This is a genomic window from Syntrophomonas wolfei subsp. methylbutyratica, assembly GCF_001570625.1.
GTDB classification, from domain to species: Bacteria; Bacillota; Syntrophomonadia; order Syntrophomonadales; family Syntrophomonadaceae; genus Syntrophomonas; species Syntrophomonas methylbutyratica.
Genome location: NZ_BBQT01000009.1, coordinates 98,986 through 119,606 on the forward strand (window position 1 = coordinate 98,986; position 20,621 = coordinate 119,606).

Here is a 20,621-nt window from a genome sequence, read left to right on the forward strand (position 1 = left end):
CCCTATATTATCCTGGGGACTTTGTACTGGCCATCTTCTACCAGGGGAGCATTAGATAGAATTTCTTCCTGGGAGGAGCCGGGAAGGGCCTCATCCGGGCGCAGGACATTAAAGACAGGCAATATATGAATCAATGGCTCTACCTCCCCGGTGTCAAGCTCGTTCAGTCTTTCCACATAATCCAATATCAAACTTAATTGCTCCGCAAAGGCGGTTTTCTCATCTTCGCTTAAGGCCAGACGAGCCAGCATAGCCACATGATTTACTTCTTCAGGTGAAAGCGCCATCAAGCTACCCCCTTGTCGCTTAAAACATTTATGTTCAATATTATATCAAATGCCCTGGTCTAAACCTAATAATTTTACTGGTAAAAGGGCATGTATACAAGGATACTCCTCATTTAAACAAGAACATCAGCAGCGGAACCAGCAGAAGACCGGGTAGCAGGTTCGCCAAACGGATGCGGGCCAGGCCCAGGGTGTTGAGCCCTATCCCAGCTATGATAATTCCCCCCAGACCGGTCAGGTTATTTATGACGGGATCAGTAAGTAAAGGCTTCAAAAACCCTGCTCCCAGGCTGATGGCTCCTTGATAAAGCAGGAGGGGAAGAGCGGAGAAAAGTACCCCTACACCCATACTGGCCGCAAATATCATAGCCATTATCCCGTCCAGCATGGATTTTACCAGCAGTATATCATAATTATGGGTCAAACCATCCTGCAAAGCTCCCAGGATGGCCATGGCGCCGACACAAAAGACCAGGGTGGCGGAAACGAAGCCCTTTACAAAGAGATTTTCTTCCTGCCCCAGCAGCCTTTCCAGCCTTTTCCCGGTATTCTCCAGCTTGCCCTCCCAATTCCTCCATTCCCCGAAAACCGTCCCCAGAGCCAGGCTGAGACCAACAACTACCAGGTTCTCGGTCTTGAGCCCATACTGAATCCCAATTATGAGGATTAGAAGGCCCATGGCATCCTGCAGGGAGCGGGAAATGTTTTCCGGTATTCCCCGGCGCAGCAGCAGACCAACAGCTCCCGCCGCTACAATGGCCCCGGCATTTATTAAGGTACCGGTCACCGCTTCTTCACCTGCAATTCCTCCCGTCACAACATTAAACTGACTCTACTGCAATAAGTTACAAATATTCATTGGTTTGTATAAATATACCGCTCGCAGTCTTCGCATGGGCAACACCTGCGGCTTGTCTCGCGGCTCAAGGGGTACGCGCTAACCTCCCGTCCATGGTCGTATAGCGCTCTCGCGACGTCCTGTCGCTCGCCCCCTTTCGCCTGCTCGCCTTCGCCGGGTGTTGCATCCATGCTTCGCCAACGCTCGCTTTGTATATTTATGCAACCCTTATGCAACAAAAGAGATTTTTGTAGTGGAACCCCTCACTCCTCACTTTTCTTTTCCCGGTGCGCCTAAGATAATCCCAAGAGGTTTAAAAAACCTGCCTCGTCCAGTATGGTCAAACCTAGTTGCTGTGCTTTGTCCAGCTTGCTGCCCGGATCATCGCCAGCCACTACATAGGAGGTTTTCTTGCTGACACTGTTGCTCACTTTTCCTCCCCGGCTTTCAATCATCTCGCTGGCCTGCTGGCGGGTCAGGCTGGGCAGGGTACCGGTAAGCACGAAGGTCTTTCCCTGCAGCAGTTGCTCTCCGGCCTCGATGGCCTCCTCCCGGGTATTGACCCCCAGGGCTTTTAGATTTTCTATGGTCTCCCGGTTTCGGGGCTCAGCAAAAAAATTAACAATAGACTCGGCCATCTTGGGTCCGATTTCCGGAATGCTGGTTAGATTCTCTACCCCCAGCTTATAAAAATCATCTATATCATGGATATGACGGCTGAGAATTTTAGCGCTCCTGGCTCCTATATGCCTTATTCCCAAGGCGGTAAGCAGGCGGGAGGGGGGACGGGATTTGCTCTCATCAATGGCTTTGATTAAATTGGCGGCGGATTTTGGCCCCATTCTTTCCAAAGCAGTGATCTCCTCTTCCCGTAAGCGATACAAGTCGTCAATTCGTTTTACCATCTCTTTGTCTACCAACTGTTCGATTACAGCTGAACCCAATCCATCTATATCCATGGCCCCGCGTGAGGCAAAAAAGATAAGGCTTTCCTTGAGCCGGGCCGGGCAATTGATGTTTTCGCAGCGATAAGCCACTTCTCCGGCAAAACGCGCCACCTTGCTGTCACAAGCGGGACAGTTTTCCGGGGGCATTATCACCCGCTCCTCCCCGCTTCTTTTTTCGGGGAGAGAAGCGATGATTTCAGGAATTATATCTCCCGCCTTATGCAGCAAAACCATATCGCCGATACGCAGATCCTTTTCCTTGACCAGGTCAAAGTTGTGCATACTGGCCCGGCTAACTGTAGTTCCAGCCAGGAATACCGGTTCCAGCAAAGCAGTGGGAGCGATGATTCCGGTACGCCCCACATTTATTTCTACGCCCAGGAGCCGGGTTTCCTTTTCTTCGGCGGGGAATTTGTAGGCCATGGCCCAACGGGGACTCCTGGCGGTTGCCCCCAACTCCTCCCGTTCGGCCAGGGTATTGAGCTTGACCACCACCCCATCAATCTCATAGGGAAGCTCATGTCGCTTTTCCGCATATTCCTCGGTAAAAGCCAGAACAGCATTTATATCCGCGCAGAAGCGTACCTCCGGATTGACCGGCAAGCCCAGTTCCTGCATAAAATGCCAGGCCTCTTGCTGTTCCGCTAGATTTTGTCCTTCCATATAAATGATGTCATAAACGAAAGCAGACAGAGCCCGTCCGGCAGTTATACGGGGATCGAGCTGCCGCAGGGAACCGGCAGCGGCATTGCGGGGATTGGCAAAAACCCTTTCCCCTTTTTCTTCTTTTTCCTCATTGAGACGAATAAACTCCTGTTTGGGCATAAATATTTCACCGCGCACTTCCAGCCGGGGCAGGGAATAGCGCAAGCGAAGCGGGATAGTCTTTATTGTCCTGATATTGGCTGTTACATCCTCTCCCACCAGCCCATCCCCTCTGGTGGCAGCATTCAGTAAAACCCCGTTTTCATAAACCAATGCAATAGAAACCCCATCTATTTTAAGTTCTGCCATATATGACAGCGTCCGGGTGACCCGGCCTACCCGGCGGTCAAACTCCAGTAAATCCTGATAGGAAAAGGCATTATCCAGGCTTAAGAGGGGAAAGCGGTGCCTTACCGGGGAGAACTTTTCCGAAGCCTTACCCGCCACCCGCTGCGTAGGTGAATCAGCGGTTATATACTGCGGGCATTCCTCCTCCAGCTTTTTCAGTTCCTGCATCAGGCGATCATAGCTGGCGTCACTTATTAGCGGGGCATCCAAAATATAATAGTGGTAATCATGCTTTTGAATCTCTTCCCTCAGCTCCTTTATCCGGGAACTGACCTCCATTCCTTTACCCCCCTTCCTTTTTGAACAATGGTTGAACGGTAGTTGAACAATAGTTGAACGGTTGCTAATCGTTTTTACCCATAAGTTAGAAAGTATGATGTGGCGGGGAATACCCCCTTATAATCACCGAACGACCCTTCCGTCTTCCGTCCTCCGTCTTCTGTCTTCCGTCTCTAATCTATTTTCTCCAGCGGAGCGATATCCAATCGCAGCATCCTGGTTCCCGCCTGAACAAATTCAACCACCGCAATCTGCTCCTCTTCATTCAGTTCGCTTATTATTCCCATACCGAATTTGGCATGCAGGACCCGGTCACCGGCTCCAAATACCGGTTTGGCAACCTTTTTTTGCTGGGGAGAGAGCAAGAGCTCTTCCGGAATTTCGTAGAGAAAACGCGAAGGAGGGTTGCTGCGTTCATAGCCATAGAGCAAGCGGTTCAAAGCATGGCTAAGATAAAGCCTTTCCTGAGCCCGGGTTATGCCCACATAGCATAGTCTTCTTTCTTCCTCCATCTCATCAACCGTCTGGCTGCGATACGAAGGGAAAACCCCTTCTTCCAGACCGGTAATAAAGACCACCGGGAACTCCAGGCCTTTGGCCCCGTGAAGGGTCATGAGCAGGACATGGTCGGAATTGTCAAGCTCGTCGCTCTCCTGCACCAGGGCCGTCTGAGACAGAAATTCCTCCAGTCCCTGACCCCCTTCTCTTTCAAATTCCACTACCAGGGAGCGCAACTCCTGCAAATTCTCAATTCGCGCCTCAGCATCAGCCGCTTTGCTTTTCTTAAGCTCCTCGATATATCCCGTAACTTCAATTACCTGCTCCAGAAGCTCCATCAACGAAGCCCTTGATGAGACCAAATCCGTTAGATACTTCAGTATGCCATGAAAATCCTCCATAGCCGCCAGCATCTTCCGCCCAATTCCGGGAATGGATTCCGCCTCAGCCAGTACATCCAACAAAGAAATCCCCCGTTCCTCCGAATAAGCCTTAATCCTACCCAGGGTTTTTTCTCCTATCCCCCGGCGGGGAACATTTATAACCCGTTCGAAACTCAAGAGGTCATTATTATTGGAAACCAGGCGTAAATAGGCCAGAATATCTTTTATCTCCTTGCGTTCGTAGAACTTGCGCGCTCCCACAATATGGTAAGGTATATTGCGATAGAGCAAAGCCTCTTCTAAAACTCGGGATTGTGCGTGAGTACGGTAAAAAACGGCAAAGTCCCGGAAATTCATATTTTCGCTTCGAAGCAGCTGGTTTATTTCATCAGCTATGAAACGGGACTCCTGAAAACTATCACCGGCACAGAAGTGTACTAGCTTTTCTCCCTGCCCCTTTTGGGTATATAGCTGTTTTTCCTCCCGCTCCTCGTTGTTGCAAATCACCGCATTGGCCGCGCTTAAAATATTGCCGCTGGAGCGGTAGTTCATTTCCAGCTTGATCAGCCGGCTATCCGGGTAATCGCCGAGAAAACGCTTGATATTATAGGGCTCGGCCCCCCTCCAGCTATATATGGACTGGTCGGGATCTCCAACCACGAAAATATTGTGGTGCCGTGAAGCCAGCAAACGGGCCCAGAAATACTGCGAGTAATTGGTGTCCTGGTATTCATCAACCATAATATATTGAAACCATCCCTGGTATTTTTCCAATATGGCCGGATTCTGTTGGAAAAGGCGGATACAGAGCACAATAAGGTCTTCAAAATCCAGCACATTCAAGTTTTTAAGGCGGGAATTATAAAGGCTGAAGACCCTACAATTCCTTTCCTTTATGAAATCGGGAACAGCAAAGCTGTAAAAATACTTCTCCGGTTTTTCCAAGCTGTTTTTTGCCTGTTTGAAGATATAGAGCAGTTCTTCCGGTTTGGTTTCATAGTCGTTTTCTTCTCTAAGTAGGGTTTTGATAAGTGATTTAGCTTCCGTATCATCAATAATGCTGAAGTATTTGTCAAAACCCAATTCCTGAATATCCATTCTCAATATGCGATTGCAGGTGGAGTGAAAAGTTTGAATCCACTGGCTGTTAAAATCGGGAAGCATCGAAATCACCCGGGAACGCATCTCCTGAGCGGCCTTATTGGTAAAAGTAATGGCCATAATCCGGTGAGGAGGAATTCCCTGCTTTACCAGGTGGACAATACGGCGGGTTAGAACCCTGGTCTTGCCACTACCGGCACCAGCTAAAACCATACAGGGACCATCTACATGAGCTACGGCTTCTTTTTGTTGTTCATTAAGATCAGCGAAAATATTTTGCATAGAATAAAAACCACCTTTTAAGTATCGGAAGAAACTGCTTAAGCAGTTTCAACACATTCTTTTGTATCCCCACTCCTAACCATATTTTAAATAATAACACAAAACTACTCTATCTTTTGAAAGAGAAGCTATACTAGATTAAAAGTGATTATTTTTAACCGGCAAGGGAGGGAGTAAGCCAATGAAAGTTCAAAGCCTTAATCTTCACGGTCTGAGCCTGGAAGAAGCCCGGCAAAAAACCAGGCAAAACTTGATCTGGTGCATGCAAAACGGGGTGGATGTGCTGGATTTAAACCATGGTAAAGGATATCATAGCAGCCGCAACTTTTCCGTACTCAAACAAGAACTGAGGAGAATGCTTAAATCCGAACCCTCCTTGAAGGAATTCGGTTACAAGGTAGTGTACGGGGAATCCAACCTGCCGGTAGCCCTGGCTTATGATGAAGGCCACACCCTGATAGTTGCTCGCGGAAAAGAAAAGGAATATATCGGCGGTTGGAAAGAGCAGGAGAAGAAGCAGCGGATTTTTTCACCGGAAGGGCGGCAGGAAAGAAAACAACGGAAAAAAAGAAGTAAATAAGATTGAGAAAGTGAGGGGTAGGTCCCTACGATATACCTATTCTATCCATATAATCATGGATCTGTTCAAAAGCCAGTCCGGCAATAAACCAAAACGGAGTATAATCCAGGCGCACAAAGCCATCCAGGCTGAAAAACGAAGCACCGCTATAGTCCCAGGGGCAAAACCCCAGGGATATTTTCAAGAGCCAGCCACAGAGGTATTCAATCCCAATTATGAGGGAGGCCCAAATAAAGCCCCGTACCGGCCAGGGGGCAGAACGAATACGATCATGAAAAGGCTCCAGGAAAACGGCCAGTCCATATATGGGAAACATCCACAGGTAGGTATGGGCACCCAAGCGCCATGAAGCGTTCAAGAGAGAGCCCATTCCCGTAAATAATATTTCCGTAGTCCATCCCAGGGTTCCATAAAGCAAAAATCTCTTTAACATGTTTATAGTATGTGAAATTGAAAATGAACTATGATAATTGCAATGCAAAATTATATCGTATTAAGCCCACCCCTTATAACTAGCAAATAAAGACAGGATGCTTTTGTGCTTTATGGCGCAATCGAAGGCAACCGGCCTTTGAGCTCTTCACCGTCAGTCAAAAAAACCCGGCCTGCAACCGCCTGCTTTTGGGGTAAGGCCAGGTAATTCAGTACATTTTTCAGCACTTGCAGCCCATTCCCATTGTCGGCAGTAAGTATTGATTCCGGGTGGAATTGGATTGCCGCCACCGGCATTTCTCGATGTTCAACCGCCATTGCCACCCCATCTTCACTGACTGCGCTTACTTGTAAACAATCCGGCAAGACGGCCGCATAAAGAGAGTGGTAACGCCCCACCCGGAACTGCCGGGGCAAAGATCTCCAAAGGGGCGAAGACTGCGAAACCGTCAGCAGTGAAGCATGGCCATGGCAGGGATAAGGCAATTCCTCCACCCTCCCCCCAAAATACTCCACTACCCCCTGCAACCCGAGACAAACCCCAAAAACCGGAATAGATCGTTTAATCGCCAGGTCAATCGTTTCTGGCAACTGGAAATCATCCGGGCGGCCGGGGCCGGGGGATAGGAACAGCAGGTCGAAATCCTGCCCTTGGCGCAGGCGTTCCCGGGCCAGAGGAGCCCGGGTAACCCAAACCTCAGCCCCCAGTTGTTTTAAATAATTGCTCAGAGTGTGAACAAAAGAGTCTTCATGATCCACCAGCAATACCCGGGGTGCTTGTTTTTCCAGCTGTAAATCCGGCACAATTAAAGGCCGCCGGTCAGCAGAAGCTCCCTGAATGGCCTTGAGCATGGCCGCCGCCTTGACCAGAGTTTCCGCCTCTTCCTCCTCCGGTATCGAATCCATCAAGAGGGTAGCCCCCACTCGGATCTCCGCCAGCTTATTCTTAATCCTTATGCTACGTAAAGTCAGCCCCGTATTTAGATCACCATTAAAGGAAAGGTAGCCCACCGCTCCCCCGTACCAGCCACGCGGCGACCCTTCATTTTCCTCCAGCCACTTTATCGCAGCCCGCTTGGGGGCTCCGGTTACGGTAACCGCCCACATATGGGTAAGGAAAGCATCCAGGGCATCAAAATCCGGGCGCAGTATTCCTTCAACATGATCAACGGTATGGATTAAATGCGAGTAAAGCTCTATCTGGCGCCGTCCGATAACCTTGACCGAACCTGGCTCACAGATCCTGGACTTATCGTTACGATCCACATCCGTGCACATGGTAAGCTCGGCTTCATCCTTGCCGGAATTGAGGAGTTTTCTGATCTGCAGCGCATCTTCAATGGCATCTTTTCCCCTTTTGATAGTACCGGAAATGGGACAGGTTTCCACCCGCTTTCCCTCCACCCGCAGATACATTTCCGGGGAGGCACCCACCAGTTGTTCATCGCCCAAATTTATGATAAAACCATAAGGGCTGGGATTGATACTTTTTAAGTTTTTAAACACTTCCGAAGGGGCTATCGGGCAAGGCTCCAACAGGGAATAGGAGGGCACCACTTCAAACAAATCCCCCCGCTGGAAAGATTGTTTAGCCTTTTTCACCAGAGCGGTGTAATGGCCTGGCAGCGACCGCTCCTGCTGTCTGCTCAATACTTCATAGGGGTAAATACCCTCCCGGCTGTATTGCGGAATATTTATTGATTCCCCACTGCTTCTAAAGCTGTAGCTTAGCTGGTAAGCCCGGGCCATACGATGATCCACCACCGTCAGCTCATCAGGCAGGTAAAGCAGCAAATCGCACTGCCCCTCGGGGCGGGGCCGCTTTAATTCCATGGGTTCGAACTGGTAAACCAGATCATAGCCAAAAGCCCCGTACAGTCCAAGGAAACAATCATCCGGATAAAAAAGGTATCTTCGCATCACCCTTATAAGCGAGAAAATACTGGCCTGCCGGCTGCGCTCCTCTTCCCAGCAAAGCTCAGGACTTTTTTTAATATTGCCCTCTATTTTATTCTGCTTAAGAAGCAACGCAGTAAATTCTTCCCGGCCGCGAAGCTCTGCATACAAGCCAAAGAGCAACTTCAGACCACTGCTTTTCAAAGCCTCAATGCAAAAATCCCTACCCTGAGCGCGCAGTTCCAGACAAGGATTGAGAAATCCGATGTCCCACTGGCTATACCTGCCGGGATAATCATAACTGCTGGAAAAAAGGGCTCCCTTTTGCCGGTCAATTTGCTGGATTATGGGCTCAGTAGCCTCGTTAAGTTCAATGCTGCGCACCCGGCGCTCTATATCGACTCCCCCCTCGCTTGAGTAGCGCAGGGAGCGAAAACCCGCCAGATGCTGGGAGATATTATTCATTCAGCTTTCATCCTCTCTCGTATCAAGGAAATGTCTTATCTTGGTAGCTTTTGCATGGTAAAAAAAGCTAATCAAGCCATAGCTCTTATCCTCTCAGTCAGAGCCGCAAATTGCTCCGGGGTGAGGGATTGTTCTCCATCGGACAAAGCCTCTTCAGGATGCTGGTGTACCTCAATCATCAGGCCATCGGCACCGGCTGCCATCGCCGCCCGGGCTACGGGAGCCACCAGCGAGCGCCGCCCGGTAGCATGGCTGGGATCCACTATTACCGGCAAGTGAGACAATTCCTTGACCAGAGCCACCGCCCCTATATCTACCGTATTTCGGGTCAAAGGCTCAAAGGTGCGTATTCCCCGCTCGCAAAGTATGACTTTTTCGTTACCGGCATCCATTATATACTCACAGGCCAGGAGCCATTCCTCAATGGTAGCGGCCAGACCGCGTTTAAGCAGCACCGGTTTGTCTACCCGCCCGGCCTCTTTAAGCAGGGAAAAATTCTGCATGTTGCGGCTGCCGATTTGGATAAGGTCACAATGGGCAGCTACCTGATCCAGATCGCGCGGATCCATAACTTCTGAAACCACCGGCAAGCCGGTGAGCTCCCGGGCTTGGGCCAGAATCTTTAGCCCCTCTGTCCCCAGGCCAGCAAAAGAATACGGGGAGCTGCGGGGCTTGAAGGCTCCCCCGCGCAGTATATCCACACCCATTTCTTTTAAAATCAGGGCAATTTCCAGGTATTGCTCCCGGGACTCTACCGAACAGGGACCGGCAATTATGGTGCAGTTTCCATCGCCTATACTTATTTCCTTGCCGGCGGTTTTGATTTTAATAATGGTATTATTATTGCTATCAGGACTACGGGACGCTAGTTTACAAGCCAGCATGATAATCCTCCTTCCAGGTGCCCGGCACCTCTCATTAACTCCTAACAAGCAGCAATGAAATCACCTTCCGTCTTCCATCTTCCGCCCCTTACCCCCACTCCTCACTTTTCATTAACTTAACAACTTAAGTGCCTGGCACCTCTTCTCCAATATTCCGGGCAGAAGGGCGGGGCGGGACTCGTACTCTTCAATAATCTGGGCCAGGGCGCTCCCGATTACTACTCCGTCTGCCTGCTCGCGGAAAGCCCTGACCTGCTCGGGCTGGGATATGCCAAAACCCAGGGCCAGGGGAGCCGTGCTTACTCTTCTTACCTTTTGCAGGTAATCCTTGATTTCCATCTCCGGCAGGGACCTGAGCCCGGTCACTCCGCGCACCGAAACGCAATATATAAAAGCAGGGTCTAACTCCGCCGCCATCTGTACCCGCGATAAGGTACTGCTGGGAGCCAGCATAGGAATCAGCTCCAGGCCCTGGCCGGCCAGTCTTCCTAACTCATCCAAAGGCAGATCCGGTACTATAACCGCCTCTACCCCCGCTGAGCGGCAATCCCCGGCAAATTTGTCCAAACCCATCTGCAATATGGGGTTGTAATAGGAAAAAAGGATAAGAGGCAGCTGGCAGGCATCCCGCACCCGGGCGGCAAAATCCAGCCCCCGTTTCAGGTTCAGTCCCCGCCTTACCCCCCGGTGATGAAATCTTTCTATCACTTCACCATCAGCCAGCGGGTCCGTGAAAGGTACCCCCAACTCCAGCAAATCACAGCCCCCTTGCTCCAGGGCCCGGATACATTCCAGGCATAAATCTTCATCAGGGACCGCCGCCATAATAAAAGCTATCAGGGCCATCTCTTCCTTTTTTTTCAATTCATCCCATCTATTTCTAATTTTCACTCCCAACACCTCCCAGCAAACGAGCCACTTCTTCCACATCCTTGTCTCCCCGGCCGGATAGATTTATGACCAGGCTTTTTTCTTCTTCCAGGGCAGCTGCTATTTTCAAAGCATAAGCCACCGCGTGGGCACTCTCCAATGCCGGGATTATTCCTTCCATCCGGCAGAGCTGCATAAAGGCATCCAGAGCCTCCCGGTCGCTTACCTGAACATAGTCCACCCTTCCTCTTTCCCGCAAAGAGGCGTGTTCCGGCCCCACCCCGGGGTAATCCAGGCCGGCGGATATGGAATGGGTGTCCATCACCTGCCCGTATTCATCCTGCAGGAGACGGCTGAAAGCCCCGTGCAATACCCCGTCATTGCCCCGGGAAAGGGTGGCGCAGTGCTGACCCGGTGCCGTACCGCAGCCTCCGGCTTCCACCCCCAGCAGTTTTACCGGGTCCTCCAGGAAAGGATAAAAAATCCCCATGGCATTGCTGCCCCCGCCCACACAGGCTATAATGCAGTCGGGAAGCCCCCCCTCCTGTTCCTGGAACTGCCGCCGCAGCTCCCGGCCAATCACCGCTTGAAAATCCCGGACCATCATGGGATAGGGATGAGGACCTACTACCGAACCTATTACCATATGGGAATATTCAAAACTACGGATGAAATCGCGAAAAGCCTCATTGGTAGCATCCTTCAGGGTTTCACTGCCTTTTTTTACTCCCCGGACCTCCGCTCCCAGCATCTGCATACGAAAGACATTCAGCCTTTGCCTTTCCATATCTTTGCTGCCCATATATACCGTACATTCCAGGCCGAAAACCGCCGCTGCCGTTGCCGTTGCCACTCCATGCTGCCCGGCTCCGGTCTCGGCTATCAGCCTTTTTTTGCCCATTTTGCGGGCTAGCAGGGCCTGCCCCAGGGTATTATTAATCTTGTGGGACCCGGTATGGTTGAGATCCTCCCGCTTAAGAAAAATCCGGGCTTTCCCTGCGTTTTCGCTCAGGCGGGAGGCAAAATACAGGGGCGACTCCCGGCCCGCATAGTCCTTAAGATATAATTGCAGCTCTTGCCGGAACTTCTCATCTCCGGCCAATTCCCGGTAAGCCTGTTCTGTTTCCATCAAGGCCGGTATCAGGGTTTCCGGTACGAATCTTCCCCCGTAGCGGCCAAAATAACCCCGTTCATCTGGGTACATCATTCCAAGTCCTCCTTCAGTTAAATTACCCATGTGTTATCACTACAAAAAGTAATAAAATTTATGTTTGATGTCACTGCAAAAAGTAATAATTATGCATTTGCTTGCATAAATATTCCGCTCGCAGTCTATGCATGGGCAACACCAACGGCTTATCTCGCGGCTCAAGGGGTACGCGCTAATCTCCCGTCCATGGTCAGGTAGCGTTCTCGCGACGTCCTGTCGCTCGCCCCCTTTCGCCTGCTCGCCTTCGCCTGGTGTTGCATCCATGCTTCGCCAACGCTCGCTTTGCATATTTATGCAACCCTATGCAAAAAAAGGGGTTTTTGCAGTGGAGTCATGTTTGCTTCTGCAAAAGGTTATAAATATTCAGCAGCTTGCTCCTGGACTATATTTATAAACTCCCTTATTTTAGCCGGATCTTTGCCCCCGCCGGGGTATTCCACCCCGCTGGAGACATCCACCGCCATGGGTCGCAGCTGGTGGATGGCCCGGCCTACATTTTCCGTATTCAGGCCCCCGGCCAGAATAATCCTTTCCTGCCTGGCTATTTCCTGCAAAAAAGACCAGTCGAAACTCTCTCCCGTACCCCCGTAAACACCGGGGCGATAGCTGTCAAAGAGATAAGCCCAAGGACGCCATCGCCTGAGCTGCTCTAGCTCCAAGCTGCCCCGCATGCGAAAAGACTTAATAACCGGTACGCTCACCTCTTCCAGGTAAGCGGGTTCTTCATCTCCATGCAACTGCACCATATCCAGGCGGCAGCTGGCTGCAATACGGCGCAGGTCCTCTACTTCCTCATTTACAAAGACCCCTATTTTCAGGATAGTTCTCCCTAATTTCCGGTTAATAGCTGCAGCCACATCTACTTCCAGCCTGCGGGGGGAAGGGGCAAAAACCTGGCCTATGGCCCAGGCTCCAGCCTCTCTGGCCGCAATCGCCTCCTCCAAGCAGCGGATTCCGCAAATCTTAACCCGGGTCATAAACCTTGCTCCTGCCGGTAAGATAAAAGTTCGCGCAGTTTGGCTCCGGGATCCGCTGCCGTTACCAGGGCCTCCCCCACCAGGGCAAAATCACAGCCGGCACTTTCCAGCAAGCGCAGGTCGCCAGCTTCCTTGATGCCGCTTTCACTCACCTTCAGGTATGAATCGGGTATCAAGGGAAGCAAATCCAAACTGCTTCTGATATCCACGGAAAAGTCCCGCAGATTGCGATTATTAATGCCAATAATTTTTACCGGCAGGTCCAACGCCATTTTTATCTCATCCCGCCCATGGGTTTCCAGCAGGGGTTCCATGTCCAGAGCTGAGCATTTTTCCACCAGAGCCAGCAGGCTATCGTAGTCATGCAGGGCGGCTATTAAAAGCAATAAATCGGCTCCCATTTGCCAAGATTCATAAACTTGCACTTCATCGATTATAAAATCCTTGCGCAAGAGCGGCAGCTTCACCCCGGTTTTTACCAGCGGCAGGTACTCTTTCCTGCCATCGAAGAATTCCTGCTCCGTGATTACCGATATCACCGCAGCCCCATTGGCCTCATAAGAACGGGCTATTTCCAGAGGTGAGAATTCCCTGCACAGGAGACCTTTGAGGGGTGAAGTCTTTTTTATCTCCGCAATTAGCTGCAGCTTCCCCCCGGGGTCCCGGCTTAAACTGATTTGCCGGCTTGTTTCACACCTGGCCTCTACCTGCGCTATATCCAGGGACTCCCGCAGCCGCTTCACTTCCTTTAATTTCGCCTCAGCAATGGTCTTTAGCATGCCAGGACCCGATCCCGGCTGAAGCTAATCATCTTCTGCAGGGTCTCCATACTCTTTCCGGCATCAATGGCTTCGGCGGCCATTTGCATTCCCTCCTGCATATTTTTCGCCCGGCCTGCTGTCAGTAAAGCCGCTGCCGTATTAAGGATTACTGTATCGCGATATGGCCCCGGCTCACCCTGCAGAACTCTCATAAGTAGGTGGGCACTGGCAGCAGCATCGCCACCCTGAATGGCATCCAATGAAAAGCCTCCTATTCCCAATTCATCCGGGTCTATGTCAAAAACCTCCAACCCATGTTCACCCACATCAAATACCCGGGTTTTTCCTTCCGGGCTGATTTCATCCATCCCATTAAAAGCATGAAGCACCAAAGCCCGCTTCCGCCCTAGCCGCTGAAGGGTGCCGGCCACTGCTTCCTGTAGGTTCGAGTCAGATATTCCTAAAACCTGGTAAGGGGGGCGACAGGGATTTAACAATGGCCCCAAAAAGTTGAAAATGGTAGCAATGCCCAGACCGCGCCGCAAGCCCCCCACCTGTTTGAGAATGGGATGGTAATGCGGGGCAAAAAGGAAGGTGATTCCTGCCTTGTCCAGCAACTGCCGGGCTTCATCCGGTTCCAACTGTACCTCTACCCCCAGTGCCTCCAAAACATCAGCACTGCCCACCTTGCCTGTAACCGCCCGGTTGCCGTGTTTGGCCACCGCCACTCCGCAGGAGGCCACCACCAGAGCGCTGGCCGTAGAAATATTAAAAGTGCCGAGCCCATCGCCCCCGGTTCCGCAGGTATCCAGTACTTCCATCTCACAGTCAACTATTTTGGCTTCTTCATAGAGGGCCTGCACAAAGCCCGTCAATTCCTCCTGGCTCTCCTTACGGGTGCGCAGAGCACTCAAAAAGGCTGCCGCCTTTATCTCGGGAATATCTTCATGCAACAGCATCCTGGCGGTTAAATAAGCCTCCTCGCTATTGAGATAATCCCCCTCCACTACGCTTTTCAAATAACGATCAAACATTATTCTCTTCTCCTCTCATCTCTTCTCTTCTTTTGCCCTTTTATTACATTACTCTGCTATTATTACGTCTTATTGCCCCATTCCCACAAGCATTAGCATTTCTACATCATAGTTGTTTATGCTTTATTAGATAGCCGAGTACAAGGCATAGGGGATTGATTCTATTCTGATAATGAATGAAATGAATGGTTTTAGTTTGACCGGATCAAGCAAGTTTATGGCCCGAAGGCCAATACTGCCCATCCTTGGCCAGCCAAAAGATAATTGGAAGCAGGGCTAATGGCAAAATGCTGGATGCTTGAGGCAGGCGAAGGCTGTCCGCCATAAATACGCTTGGAGATAAGGTGGAAGAACGAGCAAAAGCAGCCCGGAAACTCTTGCGGCAATAACTAAATTCCCGGTTTTTTCTTCTGCCTTTGTTCATAGTTTTTAAGAAAGGAAAATAAAAACCAGCACCGAACAATGTGCTGGCATAGAGATTCTTATACCGGCTCATCTCGTCACTCTCTTCTCAACTAATCTAATCTCATCTCATTGATTTCACTAAATAATATTATCAGCTCAATGGCAAGAATTTGTCAAGTAAATTTTGGAACCGAGAGCTCATCTTCCTTAGCTTAATACTCAATTCCACGCCGCGGGTGGCCATTAATATCAAAAGGATGTTTGATTTTTTCGATGCGGGAAACCAAGTGGGCCATGGCAATAACTTCCGGCGGAGCGTTTCTACCGGTTAAGACTATTTCCATACCGCTCGATGCGTTTCCCAGCCATTTCAGGAAATCCTCAAAAGGAAGCAACCCCAATTCCAGAGCAGCAAATACTTCGTCCAGAATGAGAATATCAATACTGCCCTCCCGAACTGTGTTCTGCGCCAGTTGCCAGGCCATGCTTGCCTTTTTTCGATCGCTATCCGTCAATTTCTCCGGATTAACCCAGCATTCAGCACATTCATCGCATTCCATAAAACCGCCATTAATAAGAGTAGCGTGGGGACAGCTTCTTCCGAAAGAAAAGACCTCTATACCCAATTTTTTAGCTGAGCGAAGTTCGCCGGCAAAACTATTACCCTTTAAAAATTGAATAACACGAATCCGGCAACCGTGACCGGCCGCGCGCATAGCCAACCCGAAGGCGGCAGTACTTTTCCCTTTCCCTTCGCCGGTATATATTTGCAGCACAATCTGACATCCCCTGTTACATTATCCCCTTGCTCTTCAGATAGCGGGTTATTTTTTTATCTTCAGCCATTACCCGTAATTTTCCTTCGTTATCTTTAATAATTTGCATTATCTCCAGCAACTGGTCAATCAAGCTGTATTCATATATTTGGACTGAAGCAAAATCAAAGGTTACTTGTAAAGGTTTTTTGTTGAAAAAACTCTGTAGAGCGTCTAGCAAAGGTTTAACATGACCACTGGCAAAACTCTGTTTTATGGTTACCCGAACATTAGCATCATGAGCCTCTATATAAAAAGGATACAAGACCTGTTTGTCCTCCAGAGCAGAATGCTGCGGGGATGCCGCGACAGCCTTGCCCCCAGTGGTCAGGGCCGCATTTACAACAGCAACAACCTTATCCGGAGAAAATGGTTTAATTATATAATTGCGGGCTCCGCTTTGGATGGCGGCCATAACCATGTTTTTTTGATCCATGGCACTGATCATGATAATTATTGCATTTGGATACTGGGAGATAATCTTCTTAACTGCAGCCACGCCATCCATTAGAGGCATACTAATATCCATGGTAATTAAATCAGGCTGGTTCTTTTCATACTCTTGAAATGCTTGCAAACCATTTTCAGCCTCAGCTATTATTTCATGTCCGGCCCTGCTTAGTATTATCCTGAGATTACGCCGTATAAGCTTGGAATCATCAACTATTAATATTTTGGCCATCGCAACCTCCCCTTCGTCAATGACCGATACCCATCTAACAGTCCGTTTGGCAAAGTACTCAAGAAAATTTTTCAAACCTGGTGACTAATAATATTTTCTTGTTCTTAGTAGCAGGAATATATATCTTTTTGAGAAATAAGGCCCAATCTAAGTCTACCCTCTTCAAATAAGAAATCACAGGTCCATATATCAGCCTGCAGGTGCTTGATAGCCGTCTGGTCGGAGTACAAGGTAACCGGGACTTCCATCATTACCAGTTCACTTATGCCAGGAAAAAGCTTGATGGAATTACCCAGTATTATGTTCGCACATTCAGCCAGAACATCTTCAACGAAATCCTCTTCCGCCCCGCTCTCGATTTCATCCATAGTCATCGCCTGCACCAAATACCGCCCCAGTTCTTCATCCGCACTCAGGATAAAATCACTTCGGATAACCCCTTTAATGGTAATAAAAGCAGTAATCCGGAGCAATTCTTGCCGCTTTTTCCTTTTTACCTCGGAAGAATGCAATAGGGTGATTCCAATCTCCCGGGAAAAGAATTCCCGGGCGGTTTCCAGCAGGGGATTAATTATTCCTTCAATATTAAAATCTTCTACATCTATCTTATCATGAGCGGGAAGCCAAAAACAAAATCTTGTACCCCATTCTTTTTCGCTGCTGATTTCTACTATTCCTCCTAGTTTTTCCAATTCGGCCTTCACTGCTGGCAGTCCCATACCCCTGCCGGAAATACTGCTAACCTTTTCTTTAGAGGAAAGGCTATCCGCAAATATCAACTGCAGTGCCTCTTCAAAAGATAGACCTTCTAAATATTCTTCATCACAAAGGCCCCTATCCAAAGCCTGTTGCTTTAACAATTCGATATCTATGCCTCGCCCATCATCAGATATAACTATTGCAATACCGCCATCTTCTTCTTTAATATCACACGAGATAATTCCATATTCATTTTTGCCCAGCTCCAGCCTATCTTCAGGAGACTCCAAACCATGGTCTATGGCATTGCGGAAAACATGCGACAGGCTTTTACAAAAATCATGATAATAATCGCTATCTACCAGCATATCTCCGCCAGTTATTCTCAGCGGCAGAAGGCTTTTCCCCAGCGATTCAGCCAGGCTGGCCACGTTTTCCGGATAGGAACGCAACAATTCCTTAAAAGGCCTGAACCTCAAGCGCTTAATATAAGGCAATAACATTTTGCACTCCCAGGGGGCCAGGCAAGTAATTATCTTTTGTTTTATTTCCAACAACCTTTGCTCATCAATTAGCAATTTATTATCACGTTCCAGGAAATCCTCACCCAGTACCTCTTCCAGTAAAGATATATCCTTGGCCATTGCCTCCAATAGTTTAAACGAATCGAAAAAATCCTTTATTTCTACTGCTGACATCTCCCGCAATTCATCCCGGCTGGCAGCTATTTCTGATTCGCAGTCATGTAGTTGATTAAAGAGATGGCTCATTCTCATCTGGGCAAAGCCACCCTTGAAAGTATGTATTTGCCGGTAAATTTCTGCTATTATTTCATCCCGGGGAAGGCCACTATCCAGCAATTCCTCTATGCCATGAACATAAAAGCGTCGAAAATCGTTTCGGTATTCCAGGAAATCATCTCTATTGGCTACCACCTTTACCACCATTTCCAGTAGCTCTCTTTCCTCCTCCATCTGCTTTTCCAGGCAGCGTTTTTCCGTAATATCAGTAATGATAAGCATCATACTTCGATTTTCTTGCTGATGCTGGTCAGAAATCACTTTATACTCCAGCCGTATATGGCGGCCATTTATCATAAGCTCTTCCGGCAAAAGGGAAAGGTAAACACCCCTGCGGTACTCATCTTTTTCTTCAAGTGTGGTTTGAAGAGCATTCTCCATAAACTGTCTTTCGGCTTCATCACCGGGAAATATTACCATAGGGAAATATTGCCCCGCTACGTCATAAGCGAATATCCGCTTACATTCCGAACTATACTCTTGATTAACCTGCAAATTAGAGCCAAATGAAAGAAAACCCTGTCCGGCATTGTCCAAAAGATTCCTGATAGCTACCGTTCTCTCTTCAACTCTTCGTTCCAGTCCGACATTGTATTCCTGGATGATATCCGCCATGCGGTTAAAATTATTACTCAGCTCACCCACTTCATCGGTGGAAGTAACCGGGGAACGTGCAGAAAAATCCTTATCCGCAAAACGCCCTACGGCTTGATGCAGGTCTTCAATAGGACGGAGCAAGCTGCGCACCACCGGAAGTATTATGATAAAGCCGATAAAGAGGGAAATGGCCAGAGCCAGGGCAAAACCATACCATAACTTTTTCAGGGGTCCGAAATATTCCGAATGTGGGATAGCAATACCAAAGGTCCATCCAGTCTCCTTGATTTCGCTTAAAGCAAAGCACCTCTTGCTATTATCGTAATCCTTTAGTTCAATAATCGGGTAGCGTCCCTCCTGGATTCGCTCTGTTAGCGGGCGATACAAACCCTGCATAACCTGGGAAGCATTTCTTGATTCCGAGGCCAGCGGCTGAAAATCCGGATGGGGATGAACTATAAAATTGTAGCGATCATCCAGCAAAAAACTATAGTGTTTTTTATCAATATGTACATCTTGAGCCAATTTCATTACATCAGTAAGCAGTATATCCGCAGCCAACACTCCCAGCAGCTTGTCGCCATCTCTTATCGGCTCGGCCAGAGTAATAACCATTTCTTTGGTGTCGGCATCCAGATAAGGAGTTATGTAGACTAATTTGTTGTTTATTACCGCTTCTTTATACCATTCCCGCTTACTTGCCTCATAATCTTCCGGTGGAACCCATCCGGTAGCACAAACCATTTTCCTATTACTATCAGCAAAGCCGATATAATAATCTATGACACATGAATCGCAGCGTTGGAATTTTTCCAAGAGGTAAAGAGATAGGTATTCGTCGGAAAAGCCCCGGTTTATTTCGATATCCTGGGACATAGCGTGCAGAACCCCCGCTTGCTGCATAAACCAGTTATTCAGCTCGGAAGCATACCTGCTTACGGCTTCATGAGCTACCTGGTTGGTCTCCTCTCTGACCAGGATATAAGAATTATAGTAGCTAACCAGGGATACTACTAACAAGCAGCAAAAACAAACAGTAAATACTACTATAATAAATCTGCTTTTTAAGCTATTGCGCATGAACACCGTTATCCCTGCCCTCTGTTAATTTTAACTCAACAAATTTGATTACCTAGAGGCATTTCCCCTTCTTTCTCCATTATTATGCTTTTTCCCTGCTTCCTTACCGCTTTTCCCTCCACTCCAGAAAATAATTAATTCCTGGCAACGAGTCTTCCACGGAAAAACCGCAGTACCATCGGCGCTGGAGAGCTTAACTGCCGTGTTCGGCAACGGTGACGATGTCTCGCCTAGTGTCGGCAAATAGAAGCCCGCAGGGCTGACTGGCGACTATGGGAACGGGTGTGTTGCATAAGGTTTGTATAAATATTCAAGCGAGCGTTGGCGAAGCATGGATGCAACAACCGGCGAAGGCGAGCAGGCCAAAGGGGGCGAGCGACAGGAAGTCGCGAGAGCGCCATCTCCCATGGACGGGAGATTGGCGCTGTACCCCTTGAGCCGCGAGACAAGCCGCTGGTGTTGCCCATGCGTAGACTGCGAGCGGTATATTTATGCAAACCGTAGTAGAATCAATTACAGCCCCAGAAAATAATTAATTCCTGGCAACGACCTACTCTTCCACGGAAAAACCGCAGTACCATCGGCGCTGGAGAGCTTAACTGCCGTGTTCGGGATGGGAACGGGTGTGGCCTCTCCGCCATTGTCACCAGGAAATTTTATTGCTTTATCAAATTCTTTGGAAACTGCCGGGGAAAGAAAGTTCTTAAGGTCAAGACCTCGATCTATTAGTACCGGTCAGCTTAATGCATCACTACACTTACACACC

General features: G+C 48.9%; 17 protein-coding genes and 1 rRNA gene. 1 reads left to right on the plus strand and 17 read right to left on the minus strand.

Annotated elements, in window-relative coordinates; all coding sequences use genetic code 11:
• Window positions 1-2 precede the first annotated feature (2 nt).
• The 4 genes from gatC to AWB54_RS08545 all read right to left on the minus strand — a co-directional run bounded on the left by gatC (window position 3) and on the right by AWB54_RS08545 (window position 5,668).
• Entirely contained in the window at window positions 3-287 is a 285-nt protein-coding gene (gene gatC / locus AWB54_RS08530; RefSeq protein ID WP_061214189.1) for an Asp-tRNA(Asn)/Glu-tRNA(Gln) amidotransferase subunit GatC, read from the minus strand.
• Between the two features lie 109 nt (window positions 288-396).
• A complete protein-coding gene (locus AWB54_RS08535) occupies window positions 397-1,104 on the minus strand; it encodes a DUF554 domain-containing protein (RefSeq protein WP_235811134.1) in 708 nt (235 codons plus the stop codon).
• A gap of 314 nt (window positions 1,105-1,418) precedes the next feature.
• The gene (ligA, locus tag AWB54_RS08540; RefSeq protein ID WP_061214191.1) at window positions 1,419-3,404 is read right to left on the minus strand and encodes an NAD-dependent DNA ligase LigA; all 1,986 of its coding nucleotides are present in this window, start codon (window positions 3,402-3,404) and stop codon (window positions 1,419-1,421) included.
• A 173-nt stretch (window positions 3,405-3,577) separates the two neighbouring features.
• Window positions 3,578-5,668 carry an ATP-dependent helicase gene (locus tag AWB54_RS08545; protein WP_061214192.1) on the minus strand — a complete coding sequence of 697 codons (2,091 nt, stop codon included), beginning with the start codon at window positions 5,666-5,668 and terminating at the stop codon, window positions 3,578-3,580.
• Window positions 5,669-5,849: 181 nt separating this feature from the next.
• On the opposite strand from AWB54_RS08545, the gene AWB54_RS08550 reads away from it, so the two are divergent.
• The gene (locus AWB54_RS08550; protein ID WP_061214193.1) at window positions 5,850-6,248 is read left to right on the plus strand and encodes a Smr/MutS family protein; all 399 of its coding nucleotides are present in this window, start codon (window positions 5,850-5,852) and stop codon (window positions 6,246-6,248) included.
• Window positions 6,249-6,273: 25 nt separating this feature from the next.
• Here the strand turns inward: AWB54_RS08550 and AWB54_RS08555 are convergent, their stop codons facing one another.
• The 13 genes from AWB54_RS08555 to rrf form a co-directional block, all read right to left on the minus strand.
• Window positions 6,274-6,681, minus strand: coding sequence for a putative ABC transporter permease (locus AWB54_RS08555; RefSeq protein WP_061214208.1), 408 nt, complete (start codon window positions 6,679-6,681; stop codon window positions 6,274-6,276).
• A 110-nt stretch (window positions 6,682-6,791) separates the two neighbouring features.
• On the minus strand, window positions 6,792-9,041 hold the full coding sequence (locus tag AWB54_RS08560) for an anthranilate synthase component I (protein WP_061214194.1): 2,250 nt from the start codon (window positions 9,039-9,041) through the stop codon (window positions 6,792-6,794).
• Between the two features lie 71 nt (window positions 9,042-9,112).
• Complete coding sequence (aroF, locus tag AWB54_RS08565; protein WP_061214195.1) at window positions 9,113-9,925, minus strand: 3-deoxy-7-phosphoheptulonate synthase; 813 nt, start codon at window positions 9,923-9,925, stop codon at window positions 9,113-9,115.
• 111 nt (window positions 9,926-10,036) lie between these two features.
• Complete coding sequence (gene trpA / locus AWB54_RS08570) at window positions 10,037-10,816, minus strand: tryptophan synthase subunit alpha (RefSeq protein WP_061214196.1); 780 nt, start codon at window positions 10,814-10,816, stop codon at window positions 10,037-10,039.
• Entirely contained in the window at window positions 10,806-11,999 is a 1,194-nt protein-coding gene (gene trpB / locus AWB54_RS08575) for a tryptophan synthase subunit beta (RefSeq protein WP_061214209.1), read from the minus strand. Before trpB ends, trpA begins: the two co-directional genes overlap by 11 nt.
• Window positions 12,000-12,358: 359 nt before the next feature.
• Entirely contained in the window at window positions 12,359-12,982 is a 624-nt protein-coding gene (locus AWB54_RS08580) for a phosphoribosylanthranilate isomerase (protein WP_061214197.1), read from the minus strand.
• Window positions 12,979-13,761 carry an indole-3-glycerol phosphate synthase TrpC gene (gene trpC, locus AWB54_RS08585; protein WP_061214198.1) on the minus strand — a complete coding sequence of 261 codons (783 nt, stop codon included), beginning with the start codon at window positions 13,759-13,761 and terminating at the stop codon, window positions 12,979-12,981. Before trpC ends, AWB54_RS08580 begins: the two co-directional genes overlap by 4 nt.
• Window positions 13,755-14,777 carry an anthranilate phosphoribosyltransferase gene (trpD, locus tag AWB54_RS08590; RefSeq protein WP_061214199.1) on the minus strand — a complete coding sequence of 341 codons (1,023 nt, stop codon included), beginning with the start codon at window positions 14,775-14,777 and terminating at the stop codon, window positions 13,755-13,757. Before trpD ends, trpC begins: the two co-directional genes overlap by 7 nt.
• A 205-nt stretch (window positions 14,778-14,982) precedes the next feature.
• Window positions 14,983-15,273 carry a hypothetical protein gene (locus tag AWB54_RS08595; protein ID WP_061214200.1) on the minus strand — a complete coding sequence of 97 codons (291 nt, stop codon included), beginning with the start codon at window positions 15,271-15,273 and terminating at the stop codon, window positions 14,983-14,985.
• Window positions 15,274-15,394: 121 nt separating this feature from the next.
• The gene (locus AWB54_RS08600; protein WP_061214201.1) at window positions 15,395-15,958 is read right to left on the minus strand and encodes a cob(I)yrinic acid a,c-diamide adenosyltransferase; all 564 of its coding nucleotides are present in this window, start codon (window positions 15,956-15,958) and stop codon (window positions 15,395-15,397) included.
• Between the two features lie 16 nt (window positions 15,959-15,974).
• Complete coding sequence (locus tag AWB54_RS16690) at window positions 15,975-16,679, minus strand: response regulator (RefSeq protein WP_082736105.1); 705 nt, start codon at window positions 16,677-16,679, stop codon at window positions 15,975-15,977.
• 104 nt (window positions 16,680-16,783) lie between these two features.
• Window positions 16,784-19,855, minus strand: a complete 3,072-nt coding sequence (locus tag AWB54_RS08610; protein WP_153014694.1) for a cache domain-containing protein — start codon at window positions 19,853-19,855, stop codon at window positions 16,784-16,786.
• 537 nt (window positions 19,856-20,392) lie between these two features.
• Window positions 20,393-20,506 (minus strand): 5S ribosomal RNA (gene rrf / locus AWB54_RS08615).
• Between the last annotated feature and the right edge of the window lie 115 nt (window positions 20,507-20,621).

What these genes read in the sequence shown, in the direction of transcription:
- gatC (WP_061214189.1), bottom strand. Translation starts at nt 287, where the DNA reads ATGGCGCTTTCACCTGAAGAAGTAAATCATGTGGCTATGCTGGCTCGT.
- ligA (WP_061214191.1), bottom strand. Translation starts at nt 3,404, where the DNA reads ATGGAGGTCAGTTCCCGGATAAAGGAGCTGAGGGAAGAGATTCAAAAG.
- AWB54_RS08545 (WP_061214192.1), bottom strand. Translation starts at nt 5,668, where the DNA reads ATGCAAAATATTTTCGCTGATCTTAATGAACAACAAAAAGAAGCCGTA.
- AWB54_RS08550 (WP_061214193.1), top strand. Translation starts at nt 5,850, where the DNA reads ATGAAAGTTCAAAGCCTTAATCTTCACGGTCTGAGCCTGGAAGAAGCC.
- AWB54_RS08555 (WP_061214208.1), bottom strand. Translation starts at nt 6,681, where the DNA reads ATGTTAAAGAGATTTTTGCTTTATGGAACCCTGGGATGGACTACGGAA.
- AWB54_RS08560 (WP_061214194.1), bottom strand. Translation starts at nt 9,041, where the DNA reads ATGAATAATATCTCCCAGCATCTGGCGGGTTTTCGCTCCCTGCGCTAC.
- aroF (WP_061214195.1), bottom strand. Translation starts at nt 9,925, where the DNA reads ATGCTGGCTTGTAAACTAGCGTCCCGTAGTCCTGATAGCAATAATAAT.
- trpB (WP_061214209.1), bottom strand. Translation starts at nt 11,999, where the DNA reads ATGTACCCAGATGAACGGGGTTATTTTGGCCGCTACGGGGGAAGATTC.
- AWB54_RS08580 (WP_061214197.1), bottom strand. Translation starts at nt 12,982, where the DNA reads ATGACCCGGGTTAAGATTTGCGGAATCCGCTGCTTGGAGGAGGCGATT.
- trpC (WP_061214198.1), bottom strand. Translation starts at nt 13,761, where the DNA reads ATGCTAAAGACCATTGCTGAGGCGAAATTAAAGGAAGTGAAGCGGCTG.
- trpD (WP_061214199.1), bottom strand. Translation starts at nt 14,777, where the DNA reads ATGTTTGATCGTTATTTGAAAAGCGTAGTGGAGGGGGATTATCTCAAT.
- AWB54_RS08595 (WP_061214200.1), bottom strand. Translation starts at nt 15,273, where the DNA reads ATGAGCCGGTATAAGAATCTCTATGCCAGCACATTGTTCGGTGCTGGT.
- AWB54_RS16690 (WP_082736105.1), bottom strand. Translation starts at nt 16,679, where the DNA reads ATGGCCAAAATATTAATAGTTGATGATTCCAAGCTTATACGGCGTAAT.
- AWB54_RS08610 (WP_153014694.1), bottom strand. Translation starts at nt 19,855, where the DNA reads ATGCGCAATAGCTTAAAAAGCAGATTTATTATAGTAGTATTTACTGTT.